Origin of the sequence: Corynebacterium urealyticum DSM 7109 (assembly GCF_000069945.1) — a bacterium.
GTDB classification, from domain to species: domain Bacteria; phylum Actinomycetota; class Actinomycetes; order Mycobacteriales; family Mycobacteriaceae; genus Corynebacterium; species Corynebacterium urealyticum.
The window spans coordinates 1,126,133-1,145,036 of sequence record NC_010545.1 but is presented as its reverse complement, the minus strand read 5'-3'; the positions used below and the strand labels follow the sequence as shown (position 1 = coordinate 1,145,036).

The 18,904-nt window shown below is 64.1% G+C and carries 15 protein-coding genes and 1 pseudogene; 1 reads left to right on the top strand and 15 read right to left on the bottom strand.

The window, feature by feature from the left end; translation table 11 throughout:
* Positions 1-65: 65 nt before the first annotated feature.
* The 13 genes and pseudogenes from aroQ to aspS all read right to left on the bottom strand — a co-directional run bounded on the left by aroQ (position 66) and on the right by aspS (position 15,697).
* The gene (gene aroQ, locus CU_RS04850; RefSeq protein ID WP_173362348.1) at positions 66-497 is read right to left on the bottom strand and encodes a type II 3-dehydroquinate dehydratase; all 432 of its coding nucleotides are present in this window, start codon (positions 495-497) and stop codon (positions 66-68) included.
* Between the two features lie 17 nt (positions 498-514).
* A complete protein-coding gene (gene aroB, locus CU_RS04845; RefSeq protein WP_041628475.1) occupies positions 515-1,624 on the bottom strand; it encodes a 3-dehydroquinate synthase in 1,110 nt (369 codons plus the stop codon).
* An 88-nt stretch (positions 1,625-1,712) separates the two neighbouring features.
* Entirely contained in the window at positions 1,713-2,282 is a 570-nt protein-coding gene (locus CU_RS10930; RefSeq protein WP_012360207.1) for a shikimate kinase, read from the bottom strand.
* A gap of 31 nt (positions 2,283-2,313) precedes the next feature.
* Positions 2,314-3,516, bottom strand: coding sequence for a chorismate synthase (gene aroC, locus CU_RS04835; RefSeq protein WP_173362313.1), 1,203 nt, complete (start codon positions 3,514-3,516; stop codon positions 2,314-2,316).
* 277 nt (positions 3,517-3,793) lie between these two features.
* Positions 3,794-4,882: an alkene reductase gene (locus tag CU_RS04830; protein ID WP_012360205.1), complete on the bottom strand. Its 1,089-nt coding sequence runs from the start codon at positions 4,880-4,882 to the stop codon at positions 3,794-3,796.
* Positions 4,883-4,992: 110 nt separating this feature from the next.
* Entirely contained in the window at positions 4,993-5,454 is a 462-nt protein-coding gene (locus CU_RS04825) for a prepilin peptidase (protein ID WP_012360204.1), read from the bottom strand.
* Positions 5,455-5,568: 114 nt separating this feature from the next.
* Positions 5,569-6,531, bottom strand: a complete 963-nt coding sequence (locus CU_RS04820) for a shikimate dehydrogenase (protein ID WP_012360203.1) — start codon at positions 6,529-6,531, stop codon at positions 5,569-5,571.
* A 28-nt stretch (positions 6,532-6,559) separates the two neighbouring features.
* Positions 6,560-7,714 carry an endolytic transglycosylase MltG gene (mltG, locus tag CU_RS04815; RefSeq protein WP_012360202.1) on the bottom strand — a complete coding sequence of 385 codons (1,155 nt, stop codon included), beginning with the start codon at positions 7,712-7,714 and terminating at the stop codon, positions 6,560-6,562.
* Between the two features lie 146 nt (positions 7,715-7,860).
* Positions 7,861-8,356: pseudogene (gene ruvX / locus CU_RS04810) on the bottom strand (Holliday junction resolvase RuvX).
* A gap of 20 nt (positions 8,357-8,376) precedes the next feature.
* Positions 8,377-11,043, bottom strand: coding sequence for an alanine--tRNA ligase (gene alaS / locus CU_RS04805; RefSeq protein WP_012360200.1), 2,667 nt, complete (start codon positions 11,041-11,043; stop codon positions 8,377-8,379).
* A gap of 107 nt (positions 11,044-11,150) precedes the next feature.
* Entirely contained in the window at positions 11,151-12,536 is a 1,386-nt protein-coding gene (locus CU_RS04800; protein WP_012360199.1) for a replication-associated recombination protein A, read from the bottom strand.
* A gap of 7 nt (positions 12,537-12,543) precedes the next feature.
* Positions 12,544-13,803, bottom strand: coding sequence for a phosphotransferase (locus tag CU_RS04795; protein WP_231837768.1), 1,260 nt, complete (start codon positions 13,801-13,803; stop codon positions 12,544-12,546).
* A gap of 73 nt (positions 13,804-13,876) precedes the next feature.
* Positions 13,877-15,697: an aspartate--tRNA ligase gene (gene aspS, locus CU_RS04790; RefSeq protein WP_012360197.1), complete on the bottom strand. Its 1,821-nt coding sequence runs from the start codon at positions 15,695-15,697 to the stop codon at positions 13,877-13,879.
* 95 nt (positions 15,698-15,792) lie between these two features.
* Here aspS and ypfJ point away from each other — a divergent pair, with 95 nt between their 5' ends.
* Entirely contained in the window at positions 15,793-16,728 is a 936-nt protein-coding gene (ypfJ, locus tag CU_RS04785) for a KPN_02809 family neutral zinc metallopeptidase (RefSeq protein ID WP_012360196.1), read from the top strand.
* Positions 16,729-16,866: 138 nt separating this feature from the next.
* Here the strand turns inward: ypfJ and hisS are convergent, their stop codons facing one another.
* Positions 16,867-18,150 (bottom strand): histidine--tRNA ligase, encoded by a 1,284-nt coding sequence (gene hisS, locus CU_RS04780; RefSeq protein WP_012360195.1) that lies wholly within the window; start codon positions 18,148-18,150, stop codon positions 16,867-16,869.
* A 40-nt stretch (positions 18,151-18,190) separates the two neighbouring features.
* Positions 18,191-18,895, bottom strand: a complete 705-nt coding sequence (locus CU_RS04775; RefSeq protein ID WP_012360194.1) for an MBL fold metallo-hydrolase — start codon at positions 18,893-18,895, stop codon at positions 18,191-18,193.
* Positions 18,896-18,904 lie beyond the last annotated feature (9 nt).

Here is an 18,904-nt window from a genome sequence, read left to right as displayed (position 1 = left end):
TCGCAGGCCCGGGTGAGTGCACGGAGCGTCAAGCCCCGGTCTCACCGTAAAAGTCGGCGGCGGTACTAGCCCTTCGCGAGGTAACGCAGGGCGGCCAGGTATCCCTCGATACCCAGGCCTGCGATCACGCCGCGGGCAATGGGGCTGAGGTAGCTGTGGTGGCGGAAGGGCTCACGGGCGTGAACGTTAGAAATGTGGACCTCCACGAAACCCTGCCCGTCGGCGACCTCCGCGAGAGCGTCGCGCAGCGCCACAGAAGTATGCGTCCAGCCACCCGGGTTAATGATCACCGCGTGCCCCCGGTCCGCTGCAGCGTGGATGCGATCCAGCATCTCCCCTTCGTGGTTGCTCTGGAAAAACTCCACCGCCACGCCCAGGCGTGCTGCTTCCTCGGTAATGAGCGTCTCGACGTCAGCCAGCGTCGTCGCCCCGTAGACCTCCGGCTGCCGCTTGCCCAGCCTGTTGAGGTTCGGGCCGTTGAGCACGCTCACCGTCAGCTGCTGTTCCTGTGCGGTCATTCCGAAATCGCCTCCCACGCTGCGTCCAGGTGTTCCCTGCTCGGGGACTCGAGCCGCGTAGGGTTAGCCAGCCCCTCGAGGACAACGAAGCGGATCTTGCCCTGCTTATTCTTCTTATCCCGACCCATAACCTCAATGAGGGTGTCGAAATCGGAGTGCCGATAAGTCGTCGCCAACCCCACACTGCGCAGGATGTTTCTGTGCCGGTCCACGAGCTCCTGGTCGATGAGGCCAGCGGCCTTGGCCAGCTCGGCCTCGAACATCATCCCCACGCCCACGGCCTGCCCGTGCCGCCACCGGTAGTTCTCCTGCTGTTCGACCGCGTGGCAGAAGGTGTGCCCGTAGTTAAGGATCTCTCGGATATAGGATTCCTTGAGGTCCTGGGCCACGACGTCAGCCTTGACCTTGATCGCCCGCTCGATCAGTTCCGGAAGTACGTCACCTGCCGGGTTCAGCGCTTCGGTCGGATCGTCCTCGTAGATCTCAATGATGCGCTCGTCGCGAATGAAGCCGGCCTTAATGATCTCTGCGGAGCCCGCGATCAGCTCTTCTCGGGGCAGGTCCTTGAGGGTATCCAGATCGATGAGGACTGCGGCTGGTTCGTGGAAGGCACCGACGAGGTTCTTGCCTCGGGTGGTATTGATCCCCGTTTTGCCGCCCACGGCAGCGTCAACCATCCCGAGCAAAGAGGTCGGGACGTGCGCCACGCGGATGCCACGCATCCAGGTGGCGGCGATGAATCCGGCCAGGTCGGTGGCAGCGCCACCGCCCACGGAGATGATGCAGTCCTGACGAGTCAACCCGGCGTCTGCGCAGCGATCCCAGCAACGCTCGGCGGAGGCGATGGTCTTCCCGTCCTCGGCATCGGAGATCTCCAGGAGCTCGGCGACCTTGCCTTCGGCCTCCAGCAAGCGTGCGACATGAGCCGCGCGCTCAGCCAGGGCCGGCTGGTGGATGATCAGAAATGTGCTGGCCCCTTCCGTCACCTCGAGCATCGGCGGGATCATCGTCTCGATGCCGCGGCTGATGAGGACGGGGTATGGCGAAGCGGTGCGCACATCGATGCGCCGTGGGGTGTGCTGCTGCGCGGAGTTAGGCGTTGTCACGCTGTCACGTTCTTTCTCTCGTGCTGTGGTCGTTGTGGTGTTATGCAGTGATCTCTGTGCTGCGGTTGATCGGCCGGCTGGCTGTGGCCTAGAGCTGTTCTGCGTCTTCGAGGTACTGCAGGATGGCGGAAACCGTCCGCTGCGGGTCGTGGTTGCCGGAGCGGATGCGGAAGCTCGCGACCTCTTCGTAGAGCTCGTGGCGCTCGTCGTACAGCCGCTGATAGACCTCTTCGGGATTGGGGACGTCCAGCAGCGGGCGGGTTTTGTTCCCAGAGGTACGGCGAACGCCCTCGGCAACGTCCACATAGAGGTAGACAACCTGGTGGTTCATGAGAGCCTCGCGGGTCTTCGCGCTCTTCACAGCTCCCCCACCTAGGGACACCACCGCGTTGGTCTTCAGCGCCTGAGCGATGGCTTCCTCCTCAGCGGCGCGGAACTTCTCCTCGCCGAGTTCCCGAAGCACGTCGCCGCAGGGCTTGTTGAACCGCTCGGCGATGAGCTCATCGGTATCGATGACGGGCAGGTGGAGAGCATGCCCGATGCGGCGCCCCATCGTGGATTTGCCCGCTCCCGGCAAGCCAGCAAGCACGACCTTTGGGCGCTGCCCAGATGCGGTGTGCGGCGCGTCCGACGGTTCAGATTGCCCGAATCGAGTCATCTTTCGCGAAGCCTCCTTGTTCGCAGGTCGGTTAGAAGTCCAGCCGCTCGGCAACCTGCTGCTGATAGGCGGCCACGTTACGCTTCATCTCAGCGAGGGAGTCGCCCCCGAACTTTTCAACGGTGGCCCGAGCCAGCACGAGGGCGACCATCGCCTCGGCAACGACGCCTGCCGCGGGGACGGCGACGACGTCGGAGCGTTGGTGGATGCCGGTGGCGGCCTCTCCGGTGGCCATGTCGACAGTACGCAGCGCGCGCGGAACCGTGCTGATCGGCTTCATCGCGGCGCGGACGATGACGTCCTCACCATTGGTCATGCCGCCCTCGATGCCACCGGCGCGGTTGCTCAGGCGGGTGATCTCGCCGTCCTCGCGCACCATCTCGTCGTGAGCTTCGGAGCCGCGGCGACGCGCCTCCTCGAATCCGTCGCCGATCTCGACCCCCTTGATGGCCTGGATTCCCATCACGGCGGAGGCCAGCTGGGCGTCGAGGCGAGCGTCGCCGGACGTGTGGGAGCCCAGGCCGATCGGCAGGCCCTTCACCACGACCTCCACGATGCCGCCGAGGGTGTCACCGCTCTTCTTTGCAGCCTTGATCTCCTCGACCATCGCATCCTCCGAGGCCTTATCGAAGGCGCGCACCGGAGAGGCATCGATGGCTTCCAGGTCAGAGAAACTCGGGGTGGCGCCGGTATACGGCTCGCTCCGGCCGATCGAAACGACGTGGCTGAATACCTCCACTCCCAACACCTCGCGCAGCAGGGCACGGGCGAAGGTGGCGGCAGCGACGCGGGCAGCAGTCTCGCGTGCAGAGGCGCGTTCGAGGATCGGGCGAGCCTCGTCGTGGTCGTACTTCAGCATGCCCGCGAAGTCCGCGTGACCTGGGCGCGGGCGGGTCAGCTTAGCCCCACGACCAGAGGCCATCGCCTTGGCTACCTCCGGGTCCTCCATGTCCACCGGGTCAGCGGACATGATGGTGGTCCACTTCGGCCACTCGGTGTTGCCGATCATGACGGCAACGGGGCTACCGAGGGTCTTGCCGTGCCGGACGCCAGAGACGAAGGTCAGCTCATCGGCCTCAAACTTCATCCGGGCGCCACGGCCATAGCCGAGGCGACGGCGAGCGAGCTGTTCCGCGACGTCCTCACGAGTCACGCTCAGCCCAGCGGGGAGGTTTTCCACCAGCGCAATCAGCGCTTGGCCATGGGATTCACCAGCAGTAGTCCATCGAAGCATACCGACGAGTCTACTATGTGAGCCATTGAACATTTATAAGGACGCCGCGAAGCTCAGCAGTGTGCCCAGAACCATCGCCAACCCCATGGCTACAGCCCTCTGGGGCGATGTCCCGGCTGAGGTCGCAGGTGAGTAATCAATGCCATTCCAGACACAGCTACCTGGTGGTTTTCTGTGGTGGAAAGGGGTTGTTCACATCAAGTGGAGCAAGGCTAGTCCAGCGATGAATGCGCGCTACGGGAGCGTTGCAGCGCGCGCGATCTCAACGAGCTGCGTCTTAAGAGCTGACCGCATAGAACGGGTAATCGGTGTAGCCGTTCTCTCCTCCTGTATAGAACGTGGTCTCATCCGGCGCAGTGACCGGGAGTTTCTCCTGCCAACGGCGAACTAGGTCCGGGTTGGAGATGGCCAACCGTCCCACAGCAACGGCATCACCGTGCCGTGCCAGGTCCTCGGCTTCCGCGCGCTGGGTCACTCGCCCAAATCCCGAATTCAGGATGACGCGGGTACGCCCGTTAGCGCGGGCTTCGGCGCTCAGCTCAGTAATGAGCTCACCGGTGGGCTCTGCATGCAGGAAGGAAACGTAGGCCAAACCAAGGTCTGCGACTGCGCGCAGCAACCCGCCGTAGGTGGCACGGACATCTGCATCGTCGGTTTCCTCAATCCCCTGAATATTGTGCTGCGGGGACAAGCGCAACGCCACGCGGTCGGCCCCGATCTCCTCGGCCACAGCGGTGAGGATTTCCTGCGCTAGGCGGTAGCGATTCTCTGGGGTTCCGCCGTAAGCATCCTCTCGGTGATTGGAGCTCGGGGAAAGGAACTGTTGCAGCAGATACCCGTTCGCACCATGGATTTCCACACCATCCATGCCAGCGTCGATCGCATTGCGGGCAGCTTGCCGGAACTCATCGACGATGCGCGGTAGCTCCTCGATGCCGAGGGCGCGAGGCACTGGGCATTCCTTGCGGGATTCGAAATCCCGCACCGCAGTGCCCGATGCCAACGCAGAGGGGGCCACCGGCTGAGCCCCTTCGAGCAGGCCCGCATGGGACAAACGCCCGCCATTCATCACCTGCATGAAGATGCGTCCGCCGGCCTCATGTACGGAATCGGCCACACGCCGCCAGCCGGAAATCTGCTCTGGAGTTTCAATACCAGGCTGGCCGGGGAAAGCGCGGCTCGTGACCGCAGGGAATACGCCCTCCGTTACGATAAGCCCCATGGAAGCGCGCTGTGAATAGTACGTCTCATGCAAGGCCGTGGGGACACCGTCGCGGCCTGCCCGTGAGCGGGTCAAAGGTGCCATGGTCACGCGATTTGGCAGCGTTAGTCGTCCAATTTCAAGTGAGTCGAAGAGTGTCGTCATGCAGTCCACAACACGAGTCCGTTAGCGGTTATTCCGCACTCTGATGGGCCCGGTGGAGGAAGCCGTGATCGACGCAGGCTACTAGGTCTACTGTGTGAGCCATCAAACATCTACAAGGTCACCAGGAAAGCCAGCAACGTGCCCAGAGCCATCGCCGGCCCCATGGCCACGGCTCGCTGATTGGGAAGTTTCCGGCTGTGCCCCCGATACAAAATGGCCACGGTAGACAACATCCCGGCGGCAGCCATCGCGAGCAACACCCACCCCGAACCATGCCAGGAGGCAAGGATGCCGCACACCACCGCGAACTTGGCGTCCCCTCCACCTAAATAGCGGCCGGCAGCGCTACTCCCCTTCCGGCGGTGTTTCGCAGCGCGATGGTGGAAGAAGCTGAACAATAGCCACCACCCCGCGCCACCGGCGAGTGCGGCAGGCTGCCAAGCACCCGCCGCGACAATCGCGCAGAGGATACTGGGGAGCACCACTGCGTTGGGGATGCGACGATACCGCCAATCAACGACAGCCAGATAGGCCACTGCCACGCCAAGAGCGGCAAGCACGGCGCCCATCATCGATAGCCCTCCCCCCCCCTATAGCTCCTGATCCCCTGACTCAAGAGCCTGCCTCTTCCCCCCCCAGCGCAGGAATAAGTGCCCTGCCTACGCTAGAGAAGATAAGCCCCCGGGTTAGTCCAGCGCCAAGTGCTGGCGCAGTTCGGTCAAGAATAGCCCTTCAGGAGCCTGCTGGCCGGTGAACAGCCGGAACTGCTCCTCCGCCTGGCCAGCGAGCATCTGCAGGCCATCAGAAAATGGCAGCTCCTGCTGCTTGGCTTGGGCCAAAAGCGCGGTCGGATAGGGATCGTAAATCACGTCGATGACCGACTCGGCGCGACAGAACGCATCCACATATTCCGCAGCGACGTCCTCCGGCACCGTCGAAATCAGTGTCGCAGCCTGGCCACATACATGGCCTAGCTCCGGAGCGTCGAACCGAGTCCAGGAGAACGCCATACCCAGAGATTCGGTGAGTGCCTGTAGGTTCAGAGCACGCTCCGATCGGGCGACCACGTTAATCTCTGCGAAGCCAGCAGCCGCTGCGGCAGCGACGGCAGGGCGGGCGGTACCGCCGTTACCGACGATGACTGCGGTCTGTCCGGCGAAGGGTGCACCTCGTTCCGGATCACGTTCGGCGAGCTCAGCTGCTACCGCGTCCAGGCACGCGGTGAGCCCGTCAACGTCTGTATTATCCGCCAGCCAGCGACCATCCTCCTGCGGGACCAGCGTATTGGCGGAACCGATGTCCTCCGCACGCTTCGTCGCAAGCCCAGCCAGCTCGAGCGCCGCCCCCTTACCCGGCATCGTGACGGACAGGCCCCGGATGTTCGGGTCCTGCGCCTGAACGATCACCCGGATATCTCGGGCCTCGGGCGCTTCCACGCGGTAGTAATCCAGATCCAGGCCCGTGGCCCGGTAGCCAGCCTTGTGGATCAACGGGGACAACGAATGCGACACTGGGCTGCCCAGCACCGCGCAACGCGGCCCGCTCAGCGCGAGAAATTCCTCCGGGCTGAGCACGCTCGCGCCAGCCGAATCCCCAATGGGCAGAGGGTCACCGCCGGTAGACAACTGGGCATCCTGGTTTTCCGACATCGACTTCCTCTTCCTCCTGGCTTAGCGCTTAGCGAGCCGAGTCCAGCACGCCATTGGCACGCGCCTTCTCGATCGCGGCCTCGTGGGCATCGAAGTCCCGGTTGAACACGGTCTCACCATCCTTGTTGATGGTGACGAAGTAGAGCCAATCGCCCTCGGCGGGGTGTTCCATCGCCTGCAGCGCCTGAATACCCGGGGAGGCGATCGGGGTCTCCGGCAGCCCCTTCTTCGCATAGGTGTTCCACGGGGTGCGGCGAGCGCGGTCGTCATCCGTCGTGGCGACCTCCTGCTCGGCGACGTCGTAGTTCACCGTGGAGTCGAACTCCAGACGCTGGTCTTCCTTGAGGCGGTTGAGAATAACGCGGGCAACCTTGTCGAAAGCTCCGGCCGGAGCCTCGCGCTCGACGAGGGAGGCGGCGGTGATCATCTCGTAGGCGCTCAGTCCCACTGCGTCAGCGGCCTTGAGCAGCCCCGTCGCCTCGTATTCCGCAGCAGAGTTACTGATCAACTCTCGCATGATCTCCTGCGGAGTCGCGGTCGGGTCGAAGAGGTGCACGCCCGGGGAGATCAGCCCCTCGATGCGGCGCGGATCGTCGGCACGGCTAGCCACCGCCCCCTTCGCCCACTGCGGTACCTCCAGCTCCTCCGGAGTGGAGCTCACCACAGCGTCGCGCAGCGTATCGGAGGTGATGCATTCATCCTGGCTCGAACAGGTCTGGGCGGAGATCAACGAGTAGATGCCCTCGCGTGTCTTCCCGCCCACGACGGTGACGTCCTCCAGCGGCAGGCCGTTCGGGATATCGACGACGCCTCGGCGGTTAGCGTCGTCCGTCAGTGCGTCCAGCGCGGCTGAGGCCGACATCTTTTCCTGAAGCGGGTAATAACCGGTCTGCAGACTGGCGTCGCGGGCCTCGGCTTCGCGCATCAGCGCCCGCCTGGACCCCACAATCTTCTTCTCCACCAGGGTCGGGGCGATGGAAGACAGGCTATCGCCTTCGCCGACCTTGACCATCACGACCGTTCCATTGCCCGCACCCTCGTAGTCACGCTGGCCAACAACGGACCGCTGGTACCAGACGTACCCGGAGATGCCCACCAACAAGAGGGTGAGCGCCAAAGCCAGCGCGACAGCCAGTTGACGGCGGCGCCGGTACTTCGGTTGCATACTCCGCTTCAGGGTCATGCAACTATGCCTTTCGGATCTCAGGTGCTACGGAACGCGCGGCCACGCTCGAAGCGTGAAGGCAACGCGAAGCATCGCCATAGGACAGCGATGCATCCGATGATCGTGGATCGATCATCGGACATTATTCCATGATCACGATTCGATTACGAGATGACGCGCCGACGGGCGTCGAGCCACCCCTGCAGAATATGCACCGCCGCAGCTTGGTCAATCCGCTTCCGACCCTTTTTTGGCGCTCACCCCGGAAGCCTGAAAGGCCTGGGTCGCAGCCATGGTGGACATGCGTTCGTCGACGAGCCGTATGGGCAGTTCCGGTAGCTCTTCGCCAAGGTCCTCATAAAAGTCCAGGGCTGCTACGGTGCTCGAGGTGTGGTTGCCGCGCAACGCCACCGGAAGACCGACGATAACCTCCACGACGAAGTTCTCCTCGATCAGCTCCACCACGCGCGCCACGTCGGAGCCGTCCACGGCAGCGGCCACCGTCTCCAGCGGAGAGGCCAGGATGCCATCCGGGTCGCTCAGTGCAACACCGATGCGTACGCTGCCGACGTCGAGCGCCAGCCGCCGTCCCCGCCCTGGATCGGTCTCCGGGTCGGGACGGTCGGGAGAAATCTCCTCGCGGGAAAAACCGGATGTCATCGGTGATCGACCTCGTGGAACTAGCTGAGGATCTCGTTCACGAGGCGCTGAACGGCCGCCAGGCCGGCGTCGACGCCGGAAGCATCGGAACCGGAGCCCTGCGCCAGGGCTGGCTTACCGCCACCGCGGCCACCAACCTCGGCGCCGAATGCCTTCACCAGGTCGCCCGCCTTCAGGCCGCGCTCGACTGCCTGTGGGTTCGCCGCAGCAACGAATGGAACCTTCTCCCCATCCTGAGACGTGAAGAGCACGACCGCCGTCTCGGAATTGAAACGGGCGATGGCGTCCTGCGCCACAGAGCGCAGCTCCTTCGCACCCAGGCCCTCCCCGAGATTCTGGGTAAGCACCTTCACGCCGGACACATCCGCAGCACTGTCCACAATGCTGCCAACCTGGGCAGCCAGCTGCTGGGCGCGCAGCTGCTGGACCTGCTTCTCTGCGGCCTTGAGCTTGGCGGTCAGCGCGTCAATGCGCTCCGGGATCTCCTCGCTGGTGGCCTTAAAGTTCGCCGCGAGGTTGGCAACCAGGGAACGGTCAGCGGCGAGGTGGCGGAAGGAATCCATACCGGTATAAGCCTCGATGCGGCGCACCCCAGAGCCCACCGAGGACTCACCGAGCACGCTAATCGGGCCGATCTGCGAGGAGTGGTCCACGTGGATACCGCCGCACAGCTCCATGGAGAACGGGCCGCCGATCTCGACGACACGAACCTGCTTTCCGTAGTTCTCGCCGAATAGGGCCATCGCTCCCATCGCCTTGGCCTCCTCCAGGGAGGTCTCGATGGTGTTGACCTGGTAGTCGGTGTCGACCGCAGAGTTCGCGATCTCCTCGATCTGCTGCAGCTGCTTCTCGGTCAGCTGATCCCCGTAGGAGAAGTCGAAGCGCAGGTAGCCCGGCTTGTTCATGGATCCGGCCTGCACGGCTGTTGGACCCAGTACCTCGCGCAGCGCAGCGTGGATCAGGTGGGTACCGGAGTGCGCCTGGCGGGCCTGGTGGCGCCATTTCTGGTCGACGCGCGCCTCAAGAAGCTCGCCGATGGCGAGCTCGCCCTCGGTGACCTCGATCAGGTGCGCCCAGACCTTCTTGGCGATCTTCTGGACGTCCACGACCTTCGCCAGGCCTCCTGGGCCGCGGAGGCTACCGCGGTCGGCCATTTGGCCACCGGACTCGGCATAGAACGGGGTCTGGTCCAGGATGACCTGGGCGTGCTGCCCGGCAGATGCACGGTCGGCGAGCTGGCCGTCGACGATCAGGCCCAACACCTTGCCCTCGTCCGCCGTGTTCTCGTAGCCGGTGAAGTGGGTCGGGTGGGAGTCGATGAATGCGCGGTAGACACTCAAGTCCGCGTGGACGTGCTTCTTTGCGGCGCTATCAGCCTTGGCGCGGGCCTTCTGCTCGGCCATCAGCTCGTGGAAACCAGCCTCGTCGACCGTCAGCGAGGCCTCCTCAGCCATCTCGCGGGTCAGGTCGATCGGGAAGCCGTGGGTATCGTGCAGCGAGAAAGCCACTGCACCCGGAACAACCGAGGTACCACTATTGCGGGCCTCAGTGAGGAACTGCTCGAAGAGCTGGGATCCGGACTCGAGGGTCTTCAGGAAGGCCTTTTCCTCGGTCACTCCCACGGAGCGGATACGCTCCCAGTTCTCCTCGATCTCCGGGTAGGACGGGGTCATCGCCTCACGGACCGTGCCCAGCAGCTGCTCAATGACGGCCCCCTGGGCGCCCAGCAGACGGGCAGAGCGGATGATGCGGCGAATCAGGCGACGCAAGATATAGCCGCGTCCCTCGTTGCCTGGGGTCACGCCGTCGAGAATGAGCATCAGCGCGGTGCGGCTGTGGTCGGCGATGACGCGGAAGCGGATATCGTCCTTGTCCTGCGTGCCGTAGCGGGTGCCGGTCAGCTTCTCGGCGGTGTCGATCACCGGGCGCAGCAGGTCAGTCTCGTAGACGTTGTCCACCCCCTGCAGCAGGAATGCGAGGCGCTCCACACCCATGCCGGTATCGATGTTCTTCTTCGGCAGGTTGCCCACGATGTCGAAGCTGCCGTCGGGCTTAGTTTCGCCACGCTCGAACTCCATGAACACGAGGTTCCAGATCTCGATAAATCGGCTATCGTCCACTGCCGGGCCACCGTCTTCGCCATAAGCCGGGCCACGGTCGTAGTAGATCTCGGAGCACGGCCCACACGGTCCGGGCACTCCCATGTGCCAGTAGTTATCCTCCATCCCGAGGCGCTGGATGCGCTCGGTTGGTAGACCGACGAGGTCGTGCCACAGCTGCGCGGCCTCGTCGTCGTCCTCGTAGACAGTGACCCAGAGGCGATCCGGGTTCAGCCCAAGGCCACCGTCGTCGACGGAATTGGTCAGCAGCGTCCACGCGTTCTTGATCGCGCCTTCCTTGAAGTACTGGCCGAAGGAGAAATTGCCGGCCATCTGGAAGAAGGTGTTGTGGCGGGTGGTGATGCCGACCTCGTCGATGTCGAGGGTTCGCACGCACTTCTGGATGGAGGTGGCGGTACCGAACGGCGGGGTCTCCTGGCCCAGGAAGTAGGGCTTGAAGGGGACCATGCCCGCGTTGACGAAGAGCAGGTTCGGGTCGTCGAGGATCAACGACGCGCTGGGCACCTCGGTGTGACCGCTTTTCACGAAATGGTCGGTGAAGCGCTGGCGAATCTCATGCGTCTGCACGGTAGTGCTACCTCAATCTGTCTCGGGTTGTCTCGGCAGCCCTGGTGGGGCCAACCGCCTCCTACGGGTTTCATGCCGCGGGGAAAGCTAAAACTACAGATGGCATTCTACTTGCCCGGGCCGGAACCACGCACAATGCCCCGCAGCGTGTCCAGGCGACTGTGAATCGTACGCTCGTGGCCGTGGGTGGTGGGCCGGTAGTACACCGCTTCGACCAGGTCATCCGGCAGGTATTGCTGGCGCAACACGCCCCGAGGATCATCGTGCGGGTACTGGTAGCCGGTGGCGTTTCCGAGGGCCTTCGCGCCGCTGTAGTGTCCGTCGCGCAGGTGAGCAGGAACGATCGCCCCCTTGCCTGCCCGGATATCGGCGATGGCCTCGTTGATACCGACGTAGGCGGCGTTGCTCTTCGGGGCGGTGGCCATGTGGACGGTGGCGTGGGCCAGCGTAATGCGGGCCTCCGGCATGCCGATGAAGCTCACCGCCTGGTGCGCTGCGACTGCGACCTGCAGGGCGGTAGGGTCAGCTGTTCCGATGTCCTCGGAAGCGACGATGACCAAACGCCTGGAGATGAACCGGGGGTCCTCCCCTCCTTCGAGCATCCGCGCGAGGTAATGCAGCGCGGCATCCGGATCAGAGCCACGCATGGACTTAATAAAAGCGCTGGTGACGTCGTAGTGCTGGTCGCCGTCGCGGTCATAGCGAGCCACCGCCTTATTCGTGGAGCGAGTGACGTCGGCGACCGTGATCGTAGGAGCCTCGTCGCCAGCCTCCTTCTGCTGGAGGACGTCCTCGGCGACGGCCTCGAGGTACGTCAGGCTGCGTCGAGCGTCCCCACCAGACACCGCGGCGAGCTGGTCCAGGGCGTCGTCAGCAATCTGCACCTGGCCGGCCAAGCCTCGCTCATCGGCGATCGCGCGACGCAGCACGGATTTAATGCCGTCTTCGTCCAACGACTTCAGCTGGACAAGCAGCGAGCGGCTCAGCAGTGGCGAGACCACGGAGAAACTCGGGTTCTCGGTCGTGGCGGCGACCAGCAGCACCGTGCGGTTCTCCACGGCGGCGAGCAGAGCGTCCTGCTGCGTTTTGGAGAAACGGTGCACCTCGTCGATGAAAAGCACGGTGCGTGCACCGTGGAGCAGGCGACGGCGGGCGTCCTCGATGACGGCCCGAACCTCCTTGACTCCCGAATTCAGGGCAGACAGGGCGACAAAGTGGCGTCCGGATGCCGCCGAGATCAGAGATGCGATGGTGGTTTTGCCCGTGCCGGGCGGACCGAAGAGGATAACGGAGGAGTCTCCGCGCCCGTCAATGAGCCGCTGCAACGGGGTCCCTGGCCCAAGCACGTGGTCCTGCCCCACCACCTCAGCCAGGCTTCGCGGCCGCATGCGGACCGCCAGCGGCGCATGCGAACCCGGGTGGAAGTATGCTTCCACCTCCGCTGGACCGGCCCCAGACTGGTGTGGGGCGGCCTGACTGAACAGGTCTTCCACGTCGCGCCTAGTCCTCACGTCGCTGCGGATGCGCGCCCAGTGGGGCCAGCGCCGCTAGGAGATTTTCTGCAAGCTCGGTGACAGGAGCGAAACGTTTCTCGCCTAGCCCTGCGGTGAAGCGCAAGATGGCGTCCACGGTGGTCGCGAGGTCGATGAGCTGTGCGGTGGTCAGCTTCTTCAAGTCATCGGCCTCGATATCGAATTCGCGGAGGTCGTTCACCTTATCGGAGCCGTAGTACAACAGCGCCAGGGAGAAGAAGGCCCACGCGATCAGAGTGGCTACCAGGACCTCGTTGAAGTAGCCGTCATCCCGGAACTCCGGCCAATAGTGGACGACCTCGGCCCGCCAGGCATCGAGAAACTCGGCGGTCTCCTGGTCGCTCAGGGCCGGAGTTGACAGGTCCTGCGGAAAACCGGCCATGACGCACGCGACGTCGAAGGCGATATCGCGGAACCCTGCCCACTCGTAGTCGAGGAAGAACACCCGCTGTGCCAACACGATGTTGTCTGGCATGAGGTCGAACGGGGTGAAGGCGCGAGCGGTGGCATCCGCCTGTCGGCTCGCCGCCAGATTCGCCAACCGGATGACCTCCGGGTGCATGCTGATTGAGTTGCTCTCCATCAGCTCCAGTCCGAGGATGATAGTTTCCTCAATCTTCGGCTGCTGGCCGACGACATCCTCGAAGGCGTAGCCATGCTTCTGGCACTGGCGGCGGAAGAGGGTGTCATAGGACTCTTCTTTACCTGCCGTGGCTACGTGCATGCGGCCGAGTGAGCGCCCCAGCTTCCGCAGTGCGGTGCGGCGGTCCTTGGCCGAGAGTCCGGTGAGCACCTCAGCGAAGTTCTGGCCGTCACCAAGGTCTGAGAGGATCAGGAGGCGCTCCTGGATGTCATACGCGAGCAGCAACGGGCCTGGTCGTGATTCCTCAGCAAGGGTGTTTGTGAACTGATAAGCCACAAGCTCGCGGAAGAGCCCGGTGCGGTCGAAGGAGATTCGCCTGCTACCCCGAGACCGGTTGGCCTCCGGGTCAGCGAGGGATGAGGGCTCTTCCCCCGAGGGCTGCGGTGGTAGCTGTTTGACCACCACCGTGCGTTCCTGGAGGAAGTCATTGTGCCCGACCCGAGCGCGTAGAACCAGGGAGGATCCGTTTCCTCCGAGGTTCTCCGGGTTGCTCAGTTCCGGCGATCCGCCGAAGCGGGCGGCGAGAACTCGCTGCGCGGACTCGCCGACTGCCGCCACGGAGAGGGCTGGATTGTGTTCGGCCACCTGTTTACTCATCCTTATTGCCAGGCGGGCCGGCACCGTGTGCCGCCCCAGCTGGTCTTGTTACCTTTTCGCTCTACTTGGAGCTGGCCTTGGCTGCACCGGCCTGCGCCGCTGCGGCCCTCTTCGGCTTCGCGTCGATGCCGGATTCCTTACGCTGCTCCGGGGTAATCTCGCTCGGCGCATCCGTCAGTGGGTCGACACCGCCGCCAGACTTCGGGAAGGCGATGACGTCGCGGATGGAGTCGAAGCCGCCCAGCAGGCTGACGATTCGGTCCCAACCGAACGCGATGCCGCCGTGCGGCGGAGCGCCGAAGGCGAAGGCGTCGAGCAGGAAGCCGAACTTCTCCCGGGCCTCCTCCTGGGAGATTCCCATGACCTGGAACACGCGCTCCTGGACGTCCCGCTGGTGGATACGGATGGAACCGCCGCCGATCTCATTGCCGTTGCAGACGATGTCGTAGGCGTAGGCCAGCGCGGAACCTGGGTCCTGGTCGAAGGAGTCCAGGAACTCGGGCTTCGGGGAGGTAAAGGCGTGGTGCACGGCAGTCCATGCGGAGTTGCCGAGCGCCACGTCGCCCTCTGCGCGGGCATCGGCTGCAGGCTCGAACATCGGCGCGTCGACGACCCAGGTGAAGGCCCACTTGCTGTCGTCGATGAGTCCCAGCTTCTGGGCGATCTCGCCACGAGCCGCACCCAGCAGGGCACGGGAAGACTTGGTGTCGCCGGCTGCGAAGAAGATGCAGTCGCCCGGCTTCGCACCAACGTGGTCGGCGATGCCAGCGCGCTCATCATCAGTGATGTTCTTCGCAACTGGGCCGGACAGCTCGCCGTCCTCGCCCACCAGGATGTAGGCCAGGCCCTTCGCACCGCGCTGCTTGGCCCACTCCTGCCAGGCGTCGAGCTGGCGGCGTGGCTGGCTAGCTCCACCGTCCATGACGACAGCACCGACGTACTCGTTCTGGAACACGCGGAAGGTCGTGTCCTTGAAGAACTCGGTGCACTCGGTGATCTGGATGTCGAAGCGCAGATCCGGCTTATCGGAGCCATAGAGCCGCATCGCGTCGGCGTAGGTCATGCGCGGGAACGGGGTCTGGACCTCGTAGCCGGCGGTCGACCACACCTCGGTGAGGATCTCCTCGGCCAGGGCGATGACGTCCTCCTGGTCGACGAAGCTCATCTCGACGTCCAGCTGCGTGAACTCTGGCTGGCGGTCGGCGCGGAAGTCCTCGTCGCGGTAGCAGCGAGCGATCTGGTAGTACCGCTCCATGCCGGCGACCATGAGCAGCTGCTTGAACAGCTGCGGGGACTGCGGCAGAGCGTAGAAGGTGCCTGGCTTCAGGCGTGCCGGAACCAGGAAGTCACGTGCGCCCTCCGGGGTGGAACGGGTCAGCGTCGGGGTCTCGATCTCCGTGAAATCGTGGCGCTCGAGAACCTTACGGGCCGCAGCGTTGGCCTTGGAGCGCAGACGGAGTGCGTCGCCCTGGGAGGCGCGGCGCAGATCCAGGTAGCGGTACTTCAGGCGGGTCTCCTCGCCGACCTCGCCGGCGGAGGACGGGTCGTCGATCTGGAACGGCAGCGCGGCGGACTCGTTGAGTACCTCGAGCTCGCTGACGTTGACCTCGACGGCGCCGGACGGCAGGTTCGGGTTCTCGGAGCCCTCCGGACGGGCCTCCACGCGACCGCGGACGCGGACGCAGTACTCGCTGCGCAATGCGTGGGCACGTTCGGCGACCTCGGACTCGCGGAACACGACCTGTGCGACGCCGGAACGGTCGCGCAGGTCGATGAAGATCACGCCACCGTGGTCTCGGCGACGGCCTACCCAGCCGGTGAGGGTGACCTCTGAGTCGATGTCTCCTGGGCGAAGTTCGCCTGCTAGATGGGTTCGCAGCACGTCGCTTATCCTTCCGATGCTTTCAATCTTTGAAAAAGGGTGTCGAATTCAACCCTTCAGCTTAGTCCATCAACAAGTGTGGCAAACTTTAGGGCGTGACCTTCAATCAAAATCTAGGCGACTCCTCCGGCCGCGCCCAAGGTGGCGGCAATTCCGGGGGCTCCAACTTCGGCGGCGGAAACCGTGGCGGCGGCAACTTCCTCATCAACATGTTGGTGAGTCAGGTGGGCGCTCGTTTCGGGCTGCCCGGCATCATCATCGCCGGCTTGGTGATCTTCTTCCTCAACAGCGGCGGCGGAATCCCAGGCATTGGCGGCGGGGCCAACAATGTGCAGGGCCCGCAGACCGACTCGGATGCGCTCGCGCACTGCAAGACGTACGAGGACGCCAACGAGCACGACGACTGCCGCATCCAGGCCACCGCGACGGTTCTGGACGACTTCTGGGGCGAGGCGCTCCCCCAGGAGGCGAATATTGAGTACACCAAGCCGGGGCTCTTCATCGGCTCTGGTCAGTTGAACACCGCCTGCGGGGCGGCTGATGCCTCCCAGTCCGGACCGTTCTACTGCCCGGGCGATGAGACCGCCTACTTCGCGACGCCATTCTTTAAGCAGCTGCGGCAGATGGGTGGCTCCGATGGCCCGTTCGCCCAGATGTATGTTGTCGCCCACGAGTTCGGCCACCACATTCAACACCTCGAGGGCAACCTCGGTCTCTCCGATTACAACAACCCGGGTGAGGACTCCAACGCCGTGAAGATGGAGCTGCAGGCTGACTGCTACGCGGGTCTGTGGGCTAGCCAGGCAGATAAGGGGCCGGACGCCATGCTCGACCCGATCACACAGGACCAGGTGGATCAGGCTGTGAAAACTGCCCAGTCCATCGGCGATGATGCCATTCAGAAGTCTGCCGGTCGCTCGGTCAACCCGGAGAAGTGGACTCACGGCTCCTCCCAGCAGCGCGTGGACGCATTCCTGCGCGGCTACCAGGGCGGAACAATGGCCAGCTGCGAGGCGAACTTCCGCCGCTAAGCTCACCACGAGCCAAGGCCCGCCATGGCCGGTGCGCTCCGCTCGGCCAAACGGCCCATGGTAAAGAAAACGGCACTGTGCTTTTCGCACAGTGCCGTTTTTACTAGCCCGAAGGAGCTGTATAGGGGTCCTTCGGACCTACGCCAGCTGTCGACGGATGTGGGTGACCAGATCTGCCACCGCGACGTCGTGCTGCTCTCCGAGCTGCAGGTCCTTCACCGCCACGGTGCCCGCCTCGAGCTCCTGGTCACCGATGACGACGGCGAGCTGAGCATGTGCCCGGTTGGCAGCCTTCATCGCCCCCTTGAGCCCGCGATTGCCATAGGCCATGTCCGCTGCAACACCCGCCGCGCGCAGCTCGTTGATCAAAGCAGCCATGTGGCGCTTCGCGGCATCGCCCATCGGGATCCCAAACACGTCCACGCGGCGACCGGTAGAAGCCGTCTTGCCCTCTGCTTCGAGGGCCAGCAGCGCCCGGTCCACGCCGAGGCCGAAGCCGATGCCGGAGAGATCCTGGCCACCAAGCTGGGCCATCAAGCCGTCGTAGCGACCACCGCCGCCGATTCCGGACTGCGCCCCGAGGCCATCGTGGACGAACTCGAAACAGGTCTTGGTGTAGTAATCAAGCCCACGGACCATGCGTGGGTTGATCGTGTACTCCACGCCCATGTCCTCCAGCAGACCGGTGACGGTCTCGAAGTGCTCGCGGGAGGAGTCGGAAAGGTGATCCTTCATCAACGGAGCGTCCGCCAGCATCTCCTGCATCTGCGGGCGCTTATCGTCCAGCACTCGCAGCGGGTTGAGCTCCGCGCGGCGCTGGGTCTCCTCATCCAGCGGTAGCGTTGCCAGGAACTCCTGGAGCTTCGCGCGGTATGCCGGGCGATCGGTGCTATCCCCCAGGCTCGTCAACTCGAGACGGAAGCCGTCCAACCCAATGGAACGGAAGCAGCGGTCTGCCAGGGCGATGACCTCGGCATCCAGCGCCGGGTCGTCCACCCCGATGGCCTCCACTCCGACCTGCTGAAGCTGGCGGAAACGGCCGGCCTGCGGGCGTTCGTAGCGGAAAAACGGGCCGTGATACGCCAGCTTGGCTGGCAACTGCCCACGATCGAGATTGTGCTGGATCACCGCACGCATCACTCCAGCGGTGCCCTCCGGGCGCAGCGTCACCGAGCGACCACCCCGGTCAGCAAAGGTATACATTTCCTTGCTCACCACGTCGGTGGACTCCCCCACGCCGCGGGCGAACAGCGAGGTGTCCTCGAACACGGGCAGCTCGATGTGCTCATAACCGGCGTTGTGGGCGGCGTCGAGAAACGCGGTGCGCACCGCCAGGAATTCGCTGGACTGCGGTGGCACGTAGTCCGGAATACCCTTCGGGGCGTGCAGCGGCTGGAACTTCTTTTCACCTGAGTTAGTCACGCCACCAGATCTTAGTGACTGGACCGCTACGGGCGTAGCACTACCCCACCTCGTGCAGGAAGGGGTTGGTCTTCTTTTCCTGACCGATCGTTGTCTGCGGACCGTGACCGGGAAGGACGACGTCGTCGTCATCGAATTCGGCTGCCAGACGTTTCAGGGACAGAGTCATATCCGCCGGGTCCGAACCAGGCAGGTCCGTCCGCCCCACGCCGCCGTTGAAGAGGACGTCCCCACCCAAGATCAGCCCCGGGATGCGGAACATGACGGATCCGGGGGAATGCCCCGGCATGTGGTGCACGGCGAAGCTCTGGCCGCCGATGCTCACCTCGTCGCTGAGGTTCCGGATGTCCTCGGGAACTTTCATGTTCTCGGTATCGAAGATGCGAGCAAAGTCGAGGACATTGGTGTACATCCCCGGATCCTCGAGCATCGAACGATCATATTCGTGGACGTGGACCGGCACCCCGAACTCCGCGGCATCTCGCATGTGGTCGATGTGGCCATGGGTTAGCACGATCGACTCCACATAGAAATTGTGCTCGCTCGCGGCATCGATGATGACCTGGTGGGCGCCGTGCCCCGGGTCCACCACCGTGGCGGGCCTGTGCCCCTGGGCGTCGCGTGCTGCGGACTCATCCGTATTGATCAGCACGTAACAATTGGTCTGGAAGGCGCCCGCCGGGAAGCCCAGCAGCTCAAAGGAGGGGGTGGCCGCCCCTGCACCGGTGTTCTCGGAGTGCTTCATGCCCCCATC